We start from the raw sequence: 11,727 nt of genomic DNA on the forward strand, positions 1-11,727 counted from the left end.
TATGATGCATTATCGAGAAATTTCGTACAGAAACATCGCTTGTTGTGCACAATCGGGAACTGCCTAAGGGGGACTTTCGGTTAGACAGAGGTTTTTCCTTTGTTTAGCCGGGGTTTCGACGTTTTGAAGGAGGGTTTAGTTAATGATTGAGATTGAAAAACCGAAAATCGAAACGGTTGAACTTAACGAAGATGCTAAGTATGGTAAATTCGTGATTGAACCGCTTGAGCGTGGATATGGTACTACTTTGGGTAACTCCTTACGTCGTATTCTTTTATCCTCACTCCCTGGTGCCGCTGTAACTGCCATCCAAATCGATGGCGTATTACACGAATTTTCAACAGTAGAGGGCGTAGTAGAAGACGTTACAACGATCATCTTAAACTTGAAAAAGTTAGCTCTTAAAATCTACTCTGAAGAAGAGAAGACGTTGGAAATCGATGTACAGGGCGAAGGTATTGTCACAGCTGGTGATATTACTCACGATAGTGATGTTGAAATCTTAAATCCAGATTTATACATTGCGACGTTAGCAAAAGATGCGCATTTCCGCGTGCGTTTAACTGCAAAGCGTGGCCGTGGGTATACGCCAGCTGATGCAAATAAAAGCGAGGATCAACCAATAGGAGTTATTCCTATTGATTCTATTTATACTCCAGTATCACGTGTCACTTACCAAGTGGAAAAGACACGTGTCGGACAAGTGGCAAATTATGATAAGCTTACGCTTGATGTATGGACGGATGGAAGCATCGGGCCAAAAGAAGCTATCTCTTTGGGTGCCAAAATCTTAACTGAGCATTTAAACATCTTCGTTGGTTTAACTGATGAAGCACAAAATGCTGAGATTATGGTCGAGAAGGAAGAAGATCAAAAAGAAAAAGTTCTAGAGATGACTATTGAAGAACTTGATCTTTCTGTTCGTTCTTATAATTGCTTAAAACGTGCAGGAATTAATACTGTACAAGAGCTTGCGAACAAAACAGAAGAAGATATGATGAAAGTTCGTAACTTAGGACGTAAATCTTTAGAAGAAGTTAAGCATAAGCTTGAGGAATTAGGCTTAGGTTTACGCAAAGACGACTGAGGATTTAAATTCATCAACAAAGGAGGGAACTACGAATGGCATACAGAAAATTAGGCCGTACAAGTGCGCAACGTAAAGCTATGTTACGTGACTTAGCTACTGATTTAATTATCAACGAGCGCATTCAAACGACAGAAACTCGTGCAAAAGAACTTCGTTCTGTAGTGGAAAAAATGATCACTTTAGGTAAACGCGGAGATCTTCATGCTCGTCGTCAAGCAGCATCTTTCATCCGCAATGAAGTTGCTAACGCTGAGACTGGTCAAGATGCACTTCAAAAATTATTCGCTGATGTAGCTCCACGCTATGCTGAGCGTCAAGGCGGATACACTCGTATTGCAAAAATTGGTCCACGTCGCGGAGACGCAGCACCAATGGTAATTATCGAGTTAGTATAATGATAATTAAAAGGGCAGGACAGTTCTTTTCAAGTAACTGGTCATGGCCCTTTTTTTTAATATAAGAAAATAGGCTAACTTGGTAAAGTAACGAGAGAGGGTGCCTTGTATTGAAAAAAGAGAAGCTTCGCACACAAAATATATCATTTCAATATCCCGGGGCAACTTCTTATGCGTTAAAAGATGTATCATTCTCTTTATATGAGGGAGAGTGGATATCTGTTATTGGACAAAATGGTTCAGGAAAGTCTACCCTTGCAAAATTATTAAATGGTTTATTTCTACCAGAATCAGGTACGATTACTGTAAACGACACAATGATTCTATCTGAGGAAACGGTATGGGATATTCGAAAGCAAATTGGTATGGTATTTCAAAATCCAGATAATCAATTTGTAGGTACAACAGTACAAGACGACGTTGTATTTGGGCTTGAGAATATTGGAATGCCCCGGGAACAGATGGTAGAACGGCTGAATCAAGCGTTGCAGCTTGTTCGGATGGAGGAGTTTTTAAATGAAGAACCGCATTCATTATCTGGTGGACAAAAGCAACGTGTTGCGATAGCGGGTGTTTTAGCTCTCCAACCATCTATTTTAATATTGGATGAGGCAACATCAATGTTAGATCCACAGGGAAGACGTGAAGTAGTTGAAACGGTTAGACAGCTTGTTGGTAAGAAAGGGATTACTGTCTTATCAATTACGCATGATCTAGAAGAAGCTGCGCAGTCAGATCGCATCATTATTTTGAATAAGGGAGAAATATTAGAGGAAGGGACACCACAGCAAATTTTTAAGTCCTCTCATATGCTCAGAGAAATTGGTTTAGATGTACCTTTTTCAGTGAAAATAGCAGAATTATTAAAAAGAAATGAAATTCCGCTGCAAAATACGCATCTTACAATGGAAAGCTTGGTGAACGAACTTTGGAGATTACATTCCAAAAGGTAGAGCATCGTTATCAATATAAGACTCCATTTGAAAGACGCGCGCTTTATGATGTAGACGTGTCGTTTCCAAGTGGGGGCTATTATGCCATTATCGGTCATACTGGTTCCGGTAAATCGACGATGATTCAACATTTAAATGGCTTATTGCAGCCAACACATGGTACAGTCCAAATTGGAGAACATTTAATTTCCGCGCAAAAGAAAGCGAAGAAGTTAAAGCCGCTGCGAAAAAAGGTAGGGGTTGTCTTTCAATTTCCAGAACATCAGCTATTTGAAGAAACAGTTGAGAAGGATATTTGTTTTGGACCCTCGAATTTCGGTGTACCTGAAGAAAAGGCAAAGCAAAAGGCGAGAGATGCAATCAGGCTTGTTGGATTGGATCCAGAATTATTATCACGTTCTCCGTTCGAGTTAAGCGGTGGACAAATGAGACGTGTTGCAATAGCAGGCGTACTTGCGATGGAACCGGAAGTGCTTGTATTAGATGAACCCACAGCAGGGCTTGATCCAAAGGGACACCATGAGCTTATGGAGATGTTTTATAAGCTTCATAAGGAGCAGGGGCTTACAGTAATCCTTGTTACCCATAATATGGAGGATGCTGCTAAATATGCGGATCAAATTGTGGTTATGCATAAAGGAACGGTCTTTTTGCAAGGAACAGCAGAGGAAGTATTTTCACATGCGGATGAGCTAGAACAAATCGGTGTGGATCTTCCAATGTCTTTAAAGTATAAACGTGCAATTGAAGAGAAGTTTGGTATTTCGATTCCAAAGGCTACCTTATCTTTAGAGGACCTTACTCATGAAGTTGTACAGGTGTTACGAAAAGGTGGTCATGAATCATGCAGCAGTTGATTATTGGGAGATATATTCCAGGTCAGTCACTCATTCATCAACTTGATCCTCGTACGAAGCTGTTGATTGTCTTTTTATATGTATTTGTTGTCTTTTTAGCAAATAATGCGATTTCATATGGATTTTTATTTTTATATGCACTCATTGCTTTATTTTTTGCAAAAGTGCCGATTCGTTATGTACTTTCGGGCTTAAAACCAATTTTATGGATTTTCCTTTTTACATTTTTCCTGCATATTTTTACGAATAAAGAAGGGGATGTACTGTTCCAGCTTGGTTGGTTTTCGATACATGAAAAAGGATTAGAGCAAGGGATATATATTTCAATACGCTTCTTTGTCATTATTTTAATGACAACATTATTAACGTTAACGACAACACCAATCGAGATTACGGATGGTATGGAAACGTTATTAAAACCATTAAAGCGTTTAAAAGTTCCTGTTCACGAAATCGCATTAATGATGTCTATTTCTCTTCGTTTTATTCCAACATTAATGGATGAGACAAGTAAAATTATGAAAGCACAAGCATCCCGTGGTATTGATTTTGCTGGTGGACCGATAAAGGATCGGCTGAAAGCTGTTATCTCTTTACTCGTCCCTCTGTTTATTAGTGCTTTTAAGCGTGCTGAGGACTTAGCAATTGCAATGGAAGCACGCGGGTATCAAAGCGGTGAAGGACGTACTAAATTTAGGCAGCTACGCTGGAAAACAAGCGATACGTTAACAATAGTGAGTTTACTTTGTTTAGCGTGTATTCTAGCATGGGTGCGATCGTAATGGAGAATAGAGAGATGGAAAGAATAAAATGTACAGTTGCATATGATGGCATCAATTTTTGTGGGTATCAAATTCAACCACAGCATCGTACTGTTCAACAAGAAATAGAGAAAGCTCTGCAAAAATTGCATAAAGGAGAGCTTGTTCGTGTTCAGGCATCAGGGCGAACAGATTCTACTGTTCATGCAAGAGGACAGGTGATTCATTTTGATACACCGTTATCTCTTGAAGAATGGCAATGGATGAATGCTTTAAATACAATGTTGCCAGATGATATTGTTGTCTTGCAAGTAGAGAAAAAAACAGAAGATTTTCATGCACGCTACGGTGTGGAGAGAAAAGAGTATCGTTACCGTGTATTATTATCTAAAACAGCTGATGTATTCCGTAGAAATTATGTATATCAGTATCCGTATCCACTAGAGATAGAATCTATAAGAAAAGCAATTCCTTATTTTATGGGAACACATGATTTCACTTCATTTTGTTCGGCAAAAACTGATAAAAAAGATAAAGTGCGAACAATTTATGAAATAGATGTAATTGAACAAGATGATGAATTAATTTTTCGTTTTGTAGGCAATGGATTTTTATATAATATGGTTAGAATTATTGTCGGTACGCTACTTAGCGTAGGACAAGGAAAGATAGCTCCTGACAGCATTCCAGAGATTTTAGAAAAACAAGATCGTCGTTTTGCTGGGAAGATGGTGCCAGGGCAAGGGCTTTATTTATGGCAGGTAAACTATAACAACTAATCCTGGTGTAACATTTGCTTGACATTAGAATCTCAAAAGGATATCATAACATATGGTATTGTTTCTAAAACCACGATTAGCCCCGGAAGGAAATCGTGTTTAAGATAAACAATAGATTTTTTCTATGGAAAAGATAACGAGGAGGGAAACAAATGCGTACGACTTTTATGGCAAAAGCTAACGAAGTTGAGCGTAAATGGTATGTGGTTGACGCTGAAGGTCAAACTTTAGGTCGCCTTGCTAGTGAAGTAGCATCCATTTTACGTGGTAAAAACAAACCAACATTTACACCACACGTTGACACGGGTGATCATGTAATTATTATTAACGCTGAGAAAATTCATTTAACAGGTAATAAATTAAACGATAAAATTTACTACCGTCACACTAACCACCCAGGTGGTCTTAAACAAAGAACAGCTCTAGAAATGCGTACAAACTACCCTGTACAAATGTTAGAGCTTGCAATTAAAGGCATGCTTCCAAAAGGACGTTTAGGACGTCAAGTGTCTAAAAAATTAAATGTGTATGCTGGAGCTGAGCATCCACACCAAGCACAAAAACCAGAAGTTTACGAACTTCGCGGATAATTAATTAAAGGAGGGCTTACTTTGGCACAGGTACAATACTATGGTACTGGACGTCGTAAGAGTTCAGTAGCACGCGTACGCCTAGTTCCAGGCGAAGGACGCGTTATCATTAACGGTCGTGATTTTGAAAACTATATCCCATTTGCTGCATTACGTGAAGTAGTGAAACAACCTCTAGTTGCAACAGAAACTTTAGGTAACTACGATGTACTTGTAAACGTAAATGGTGGTGGATACACTGGTCAAGCTGGTGCTATTCGTCACGGTATCTCTCGCGCTTTATTAAAAGCTGACCCAGAATACCGTCTAACATTAAAACGTGCAGGTCTATTAACTCGTGACGCACGTATGAAAGAGCGTAAAAAATACGGTCTTAAAGGCGCACGTCGTGCACCTCAGTTCTCAAAACGTTAATTTTTGCGAACTTCAAACCCCAGCCACTCGGCTGGGGTTTTTTATTATGTCTTAATCAATGGAACTATATAAATTAAACCTTTCATCATCGACCGTGAGTTTACAGGATAAATCTATTTTGACTTTTCGCTATCTAGGTTGCTGCTACGAAGAATAAAAGACAACCTGCATCTATCTGTATACTCCTTTTGTTTTCACACGGCATGGAGCAGAAAAAAGGTCTGGCCGCTTCTTGCATGGCCGGACGCTCTCTCTCTCTCTCATCTAAAAAGAAAGGTTTTGCACCGTTTTTTTTATTTTTTGTATTATAGCTTGGAATATTTTAGTGCCATCTTCTTACGTATGCTTCGTCTTTAGAAGTTTAGACTAATACGTATTAGGGAGGTTTATAAGTACTATGAATGTCATTGTCACCTTACAAGAAAAACAAAAAGAAAAGCAATTGAAGTATGAACGGAAGATGCTCCGTGAATTGTCATTAAAAACATTGCGTTCAAATATCCGTGATGCTTTTGATATGAAGGAATTGCATCGTCAGTACGAAGATTATTGTATTGAACTAGGAATTGAATCGTACTTACTAGGAGCAAGATATAGTAAATTTGGCTATTATGGCGAATCTTTTTTCGATGTGAAATATAGAGCTTTAGAAGAAGAGCAACAATTAACGGAAATGTTATTTCATTTTTTAACGAGTATGACCGCGCGAGAGATAGGATCAAAAGATGAGGAACAACTTTATGAATCATGCCAGCAATTTATTAGCGTATGGTGGCGCGAAGGATACGAAAAGGGTGAAAGAAGATATCGTTTAAAGCTGCATTAAGAGAAGCATAAACTTTCCTCTTGTCCCATATAAGTAATTAGAGGGACTAGCTGGAGGAGGAAAGGTATGAAGAGAATTCGAATTATCTCTTTTGTGCTGGCTGCTATTGTATTGTTTTTCCTGGTAAAACAAGAATTTCAAATTACAAAATCGTGGCGAGCTTGGAATTTACCCTTATCTGGGAAAGTAATTGTGCTAGATGCTGGGCATGGGGGACCAGATGGAGGGGCGGTTGGTGGGGAAGATATTGTAGAAAAAAACATTACACTGGAAATTACCAAAATGGTACAAGATTATTTACAAGAACAAGGTGCTTTAGTTATTTTAACGCGAGAGGGAGATTATGATTTAGCTGATAAAGACACAAAGTCATATAGTAGGCGCAAAGCAGAGGATCTCAAAAAACGTGTAGAGATCATTAATAAGCCTGATGTAGATTTTTTTGTGAGCATTCATTTAAATGCTTTGCCTAGCAGTAGCTCGAAGGGAGCGCAAACGTTTTATTATCGCTCTTTAATTGAGAATGAACGTGCAGCAAAGTATATACAAGCTGAATTGCGAACGAGTCTAGAAAACACAAATCGTTCAGCTAAAACAATCTCTCATGTCTATTTACTTAAGTATGCAAAAACACCAGGTGCTTTAGTTGAAGCCGGCTTTTTATCGAATGTAAATGAACGATATATGTTAAATTCAGAGAAGTATCAGCAAAAGGTTGCAGCTGCGATATACCGGGGGATACTGCGTTACTTTACGGAAAAAGGAAATCCTCCTGAGTAAGGAGGATTTTTTTGAGGACCTCTCGTTAACGAAGTTTTCGGAAAATATGTTATACTGGAAATGTAAACGCATTTATTTTGAAAATAAAAATGAACAAACCCAATTCATTTAACATTACTTTATTTTTCATACAGGGGGCTGGGGTAATTATGGTAACGAAAGAGCAAGTGGTCGAGGCACTTGAAGGGATTACTGATCCATTTCTACATAAAACATTAAAAGAAACAAATGCAATTCAAGAGGTAACTGTTAAGCCTGAGAAAGAGCATGTGAGCGTGAAAATTGCGATTGTAAAAACAGGGACTGCTGAACAAATGCAGTTGCAGGCTGCTATTGTTAAACTTGTAAAAGAACTTGGAGCAGCAACAGTTGGTTTACGTTTTGCTGAATTTACGGAGGAAGAACTAGCGCAGTTTGCACCACCGCAAGAAGAGCAGGGAAGTGAATCGCTACTATCTTCGCATTCTAAAACAACATTTTTAGCGGTTGCAAGTGGAAAAGGCGGCGTGGGTAAATCAACAGTTTCGGTTAACCTTGCAATTTCACTAGCTCGTTTAGGGAAAAAAGTCGGTATTATTGATGCGGATATTTATGGTTTTAGTGTGCCAGATATGATGGGCATAGAAAAGCGTCCAATTGTAAGAGGAGATAAAATTATCCCAGTGGAGCGATTAGGTGTTAAAGTAATTTCAATGGGCTTCTTTGTTGAGGATAATGCACCAGTTATTTGGAGAGGACCAATGCTTGGTAAAATGCTAAATCACTTTTTCACAGAAGTGGAGTGGGGTGATTTAGATTATTTAGTATTAGATTTACCACCGGGTACAGGGGATGTAGCATTAGATGTTCACTCAATGCTCCCATCTTGTAAAGAGATTATTGTAACAACGCCTCATCCAACTGCTGCATTTGTAGCGGCTCGTGCGGGTGCAATGGCACTGCGCACTGAACATAGCATTCTTGGAGTTATTGAAAATATGGCATACTTCGAAAGTAAAGTAACTGGTGAAAAAGAATATGTATTCGGAAAAGGTGGAGGAGATAAATTAGCCACAGAACTACAAACTGATGTGCTAGGCAGAATTCCACTTCAGCAACCGGATTGGAATAAAGAAGACTTTGCACCATCAGTATACGAAGATACACATAAAACAGGAATTATCTATCGAACAATAGCTGAACAAGTTATTGATAGAACATCTGTGAAACAGAAATAAAGTGAAACTTTAATTAGTGGAGTTTTTTTAACTCTCGCTGATTATTAACCTCACCTCAAACTTCATTATTTTCGCTGAAGTTTGAGGTGAGAGCATTACTGCCTGCATATAGCGAGGTAAATAAAAGAAGTAGAAAATTCCCCATCCTAGTATATAGTGATGGGGAATTTACAATATATAGTCATTTTCCTTATTATTGTCCTTTGTTCCCACCTTGTGAGCCACCACCAGATTCTTTTTTCTCAGAACCTCCACCTTTTTCGGCTTTTTGAACACCTTTGCCAATGATATCAATCATCTTAGCTTGGAAGAGTGGGCTTTCCGTAGTTTCGGTTAATACTTGCTGCAAATATTGGCGATACTCTTTACTTTTCATAGTTTGCAGCATCATTTTTTCTACTTCGGGATTTTTCATAATTTCTATAACGCCTGCTTGGTATTCAGGGTCTTTTAATAGGGTTTTCATTAAGCTTGTTTGTTCCTTCCCCATACTTTTAGCGAACTTCGCTGAAAACTCAGGGTCTTTAAATAATTTCCCCCAAAACTGTTGTCCCTTTTCGGATACCATTGCATCTTCAATTGTTTTCTTTACTACAGTTTCATCTAATATAAGTGCTTGTTTCATTTTTTCATCGGTTAATACATCTTGGATCGCTTTCTTTCCTTGATCAGTTTTTAAAATATCGACAATCATTTTTTTTGTTTGATCGTAATCTAATTCGGATTTCGCTTCTTTTCCTTGTGCACATGCGACAAGTAGAGTAAACAGAATCGAAGAAACCAAAACGAGCAGCATCCGTTTCATAAGTGGGAGCTCCTTTCAACACAGTTCTCTTTTTTAATATAAATATCTTTAAGGAATTTATACATGTTCATGGCTAGCTTTTTGAAATTGTCATTGATACAATTTAATTAGAAATATATGAATAATGGGGGATGGGTTGTGAATAGTCGAAAGTGGGTACGATTATTTTTTACGACGTTGTTTCTTGGTGGGATTAGCACAATCTTTATCGGCTTTATTCTAGGTTGGGACAAGTACGCTAAATTTTTTCAAAATTTCGACGGAAGAGAGATTTTAGCAGTTTCTTTTTGGTTAATGGGTGTCGGTTTTATTTTTAGTGTTATAAGTCAGATGGGTTTCTTTGCTTATTTAACAGTTCATCGTTTTGGGTTAGGAATGTTTCGTTCGTCTTCTCTTTGGAACGCGGTTCAGCTTTTTTTTATTGCGTTTGTCTTGTTTGACTTCGTTTATTTAAGATCTGTGCTTATTGCAAATGGAGATGTTTCATTAGGTAATAATATTCTTGTGGCTGGGGTTTTATTTATATTTGGTGCCATTGTAGCGTATATAAAGAGTAAAGAAACGAATAAAAAGGCGTTTATACCTGCTTTATTCTTTATGGTTGTTGTAACGATTCTCGAATGGGTGCCAGCGCTTCGGGTTAATGATACAGATTGGCTATATTTAATGGTTATACCACTTTTATTGTGCAATGCATATCAGTTACTTATATTACATCGTTTAATAGGACAAAGAAGTAAAGCAGCTAGTTAAGGGGGAAAATAAAAAAGGATGTAACACCTTTTATATGAGGTGGTACATCCTTTTTGTGTAGAGAAATATTAGATAACATACCGTGAAACTTCATTCAATGGGTTTGGGTTCTTATTGATGATTGCTAATACAGGATAAGTGAGAGTTGAGTGGTTTAATTGATATCTTTACTCTTTGCACTTGTGTTAGAGATTAGTTGCGATACGGATATCTGTTCATAACCATCGCTTTTTAATTTTTGCAGGAGCAATGGTAGAGCTTTGTTTGTTTGAAGTGCGGAGTCAGAAGCGTGTAATAGAACGATATCTCCGCCTCGCAAATTGTTAGAAATGGCTGATACAATTTTATTTACACCAGGATTTTTCCAGTCGTTTGAATTATTGCTCCAGTGAACAACGGTGTAACCAAGAGATTCTGCCACCTTGAGCGTTGTTTTATTAAAGTCACCACTAGGAGGGCGTAAGAGCTTGACTTGTTTCACACCAAGCTTTGTGAATACATCTTGTGCACGTAAAAGATCCCTTCGCATTTCGTTCGCTTCTAGTGAAGTGTAGGATGTATAATTGTAACCCATGCTGCCAATTTCATGGCCATCTTTTAGGATGCGTTCGACAATATCAGGATGTCTTTCGGCCCATGCTGCAGAGAGGAAGAATGTTGCGTTCTTAATTTCTCTTTCTTTTAATGTATCAAGGATTGGAATTGCTTTTTTGTCCCCCCAACTAATATCAAACGTTAATGCAACTTGTTTCTTAGTGGTATCGCCTTTATAAATAACTTTTGGCCCAGTAGCAGTGGAGAAAGCAGATTCATGAGAATACGTTTTTAAGAAAAGCAACCATGCTGTAAATAAGGAAAGTACAATTATTAAACTAATGTGCTTAAATCTGCGCTTACTCGTGATAAAAAAGAAAAACATAATATTCCGCCCCTTTGTCCAATCCTTTTCAGTTACTTATATGCATGAAGATTTGAAAAGAGAACTAAAGAATTAATATCGTAAGTAGTGGATATAATAGACAATACGATTGAAATTCTACAAAGATTGCTTTCAACGGTCTTGGATAATAAAGATTAAAATCGATGAGAGTGTTATTTTTATGTAAGTAATTGTTGGGGTGATTATTTGATTGGGATTATGATGACAAGAGAAGAACAGAAAGAAATGCAATGTATATTAAAGAGAGAGCTTGATGAACTTTTATTTGATTTTGAGGATGAACGTATACATAATGTTGTGAAAAAGACGATGGAAGAACGATATAAAATCATTTTTTGTTTGTTTCGAAAAGTAGCGAATGCAGAAGAATGTATTAGTTATGTAAGAAAAAGAATTTTTTATTAAAAAGTGTTGACTACAGTGTTTAACGTATGGTAAATTAATAGACGTCGCTGATAGCAACAAAGCAAAACGCGACAAACGAAATAAAAAACTTAGTTGACATTGAAACATAGAAATGTTAACATAAGGAAGTCGCAAATGAGCGACAAACGAGTTCTCTGAAAA

15 protein-coding genes are annotated in these 11,727 nt (G+C 37.7%); 13 read left to right on the plus strand and 2 right to left on the minus strand.

Annotated features, from left to right (window positions below; all coding sequences use genetic code 11):
• Positions 1–142 precede the first annotated feature (142 nt).
• The 11 genes from V7183_RS03290 (at position 143) to V7183_RS03340 (ending at position 8,662) form a co-directional block, all read left to right on the plus strand.
• Entirely contained in the window at positions 143–1,087 is a 945-nt protein-coding gene (locus V7183_RS03290; RefSeq protein ID WP_097898924.1) for a DNA-directed RNA polymerase subunit alpha, read from the plus strand.
• Between the two features lie 35 nt (positions 1,088–1,122).
• Positions 1,123–1,485: a 50S ribosomal protein L17 gene (gene rplQ, locus V7183_RS03295; protein WP_000331491.1), complete on the plus strand. Its 363-nt coding sequence runs from the start codon at positions 1,123–1,125 to the stop codon at positions 1,483–1,485.
• 110 nt (positions 1,486–1,595) lie between these two features.
• Positions 1,596–2,438, plus strand: coding sequence for an energy-coupling factor ABC transporter ATP-binding protein (locus V7183_RS03300; RefSeq protein WP_097898923.1), 843 nt, complete (start codon positions 1,596–1,598; stop codon positions 2,436–2,438).
• The gene (locus tag V7183_RS03305; RefSeq protein WP_097898922.1) at positions 2,414–3,295 is read left to right on the plus strand and encodes an energy-coupling factor ABC transporter ATP-binding protein; all 882 of its coding nucleotides are present in this window, start codon (positions 2,414–2,416) and stop codon (positions 3,293–3,295) included. The genes V7183_RS03300 and V7183_RS03305 overlap by 25 nt, the downstream gene beginning before the upstream one ends.
• On the plus strand, positions 3,283–4,077 hold the full coding sequence (locus V7183_RS03310) for an energy-coupling factor transporter transmembrane component T family protein (RefSeq protein ID WP_097898921.1): 795 nt from the start codon (positions 3,283–3,285) through the stop codon (positions 4,075–4,077). The genes V7183_RS03305 and V7183_RS03310 overlap by 13 nt, the downstream gene beginning before the upstream one ends.
• Positions 4,078–4,091: 14 nt before the next feature.
• Positions 4,092–4,835 carry a tRNA pseudouridine(38-40) synthase TruA gene (gene truA, locus V7183_RS03315; RefSeq protein ID WP_097898920.1) on the plus strand — a complete coding sequence of 248 codons (744 nt, stop codon included), beginning with the start codon at positions 4,092–4,094 and terminating at the stop codon, positions 4,833–4,835.
• A 152-nt stretch (positions 4,836–4,987) separates the two neighbouring features.
• Positions 4,988–5,425, plus strand: a complete 438-nt coding sequence (gene rplM / locus V7183_RS03320) for a 50S ribosomal protein L13 (protein WP_001260793.1) — start codon at positions 4,988–4,990, stop codon at positions 5,423–5,425.
• A gap of 21 nt (positions 5,426–5,446) precedes the next feature.
• Entirely contained in the window at positions 5,447–5,839 is a 393-nt protein-coding gene (gene rpsI / locus V7183_RS03325; protein WP_000079986.1) for a 30S ribosomal protein S9, read from the plus strand.
• 397 nt (positions 5,840–6,236) lie between these two features.
• A complete protein-coding gene (locus V7183_RS03330) occupies positions 6,237–6,665 on the plus strand; it encodes a DUF2521 family protein (RefSeq protein ID WP_097898919.1) in 429 nt (142 codons plus the stop codon).
• Positions 6,666–6,731: 66 nt separating this feature from the next.
• Positions 6,732–7,445 (plus strand): N-acetylmuramoyl-L-alanine amidase CwlD, encoded by a 714-nt coding sequence (cwlD, locus tag V7183_RS03335; protein WP_097898918.1) that lies wholly within the window; start codon positions 6,732–6,734, stop codon positions 7,443–7,445.
• Between the two features lie 149 nt (positions 7,446–7,594).
• Positions 7,595–8,662, plus strand: coding sequence for an Mrp/NBP35 family ATP-binding protein (locus V7183_RS03340; protein WP_097898917.1), 1,068 nt, complete (start codon positions 7,595–7,597; stop codon positions 8,660–8,662).
• Between the two features lie 193 nt (positions 8,663–8,855).
• Here V7183_RS03340 and gerD read toward each other — a convergent pair whose 3' ends face one another.
• Positions 8,856–9,467 carry a spore germination lipoprotein GerD gene (gerD, locus tag V7183_RS03345; protein ID WP_335358661.1) on the minus strand — a complete coding sequence of 204 codons (612 nt, stop codon included), beginning with the start codon at positions 9,465–9,467 and terminating at the stop codon, positions 8,856–8,858.
• Positions 9,468–9,605: 138 nt separating this feature from the next.
• Between gerD and V7183_RS03350 the strand changes: the two genes are divergently transcribed.
• Positions 9,606–10,220 carry a KinB-signaling pathway activation protein gene (locus V7183_RS03350; protein WP_097898915.1) on the plus strand — a complete coding sequence of 205 codons (615 nt, stop codon included), beginning with the start codon at positions 9,606–9,608 and terminating at the stop codon, positions 10,218–10,220.
• Positions 10,221–10,374: 154 nt separating this feature from the next.
• Here the strand turns inward: V7183_RS03350 and pdaB are convergent, their stop codons facing one another.
• Positions 10,375–11,139 (minus strand): polysaccharide deacetylase family sporulation protein PdaB, encoded by a 765-nt coding sequence (gene pdaB, locus V7183_RS03355; protein ID WP_097898914.1) that lies wholly within the window; start codon positions 11,137–11,139, stop codon positions 10,375–10,377.
• A 207-nt stretch (positions 11,140–11,346) separates the two neighbouring features.
• On the opposite strand from pdaB, the gene V7183_RS03360 reads away from it, so the two are divergent.
• Positions 11,347–11,565, plus strand: coding sequence for a hypothetical protein (locus V7183_RS03360; RefSeq protein WP_097898913.1), 219 nt, complete (start codon positions 11,347–11,349; stop codon positions 11,563–11,565).
• Positions 11,566–11,727: the final 162 nt, after the last annotated feature.

It is taken from the genome of Bacillus sp. JJ1127 (assembly GCF_036965845.1).
Lineage (GTDB): Bacteria > Bacillota > Bacilli > Bacillales > Bacillaceae_G > Bacillus_A.

Coding starts and splice junctions, on each gene's coding strand:
- V7183_RS03290 (WP_097898924.1), top strand. CDS start 143: ATGATTGAGATTGAAAAACCGAAAATCGAAACGGTTGAACTTAACGAA.
- rplQ (WP_000331491.1), top strand. CDS start 1,123: ATGGCATACAGAAAATTAGGCCGTACAAGTGCGCAACGTAAAGCTATG.
- V7183_RS03310 (WP_097898921.1), top strand. CDS start 3,283: ATGCAGCAGTTGATTATTGGGAGATATATTCCAGGTCAGTCACTCATT.
- truA (WP_097898920.1), top strand. CDS start 4,092: ATGGAAAGAATAAAATGTACAGTTGCATATGATGGCATCAATTTTTGT.
- rplM (WP_001260793.1), top strand. CDS start 4,988: ATGCGTACGACTTTTATGGCAAAAGCTAACGAAGTTGAGCGTAAATGG.
- V7183_RS03330 (WP_097898919.1), top strand. CDS start 6,237: ATGAATGTCATTGTCACCTTACAAGAAAAACAAAAAGAAAAGCAATTG.
- cwlD (WP_097898918.1), top strand. CDS start 6,732: ATGAAGAGAATTCGAATTATCTCTTTTGTGCTGGCTGCTATTGTATTG.
- V7183_RS03340 (WP_097898917.1), top strand. CDS start 7,595: ATGGTAACGAAAGAGCAAGTGGTCGAGGCACTTGAAGGGATTACTGAT.
- gerD (WP_335358661.1), bottom strand. CDS start 9,467: ATGAAACGGATGCTGCTCGTTTTGGTTTCTTCGATTCTGTTTACTCTA.
- pdaB (WP_097898914.1), bottom strand. CDS start 11,139: ATGTTTTTCTTTTTTATCACGAGTAAGCGCAGATTTAAGCACATTAGT.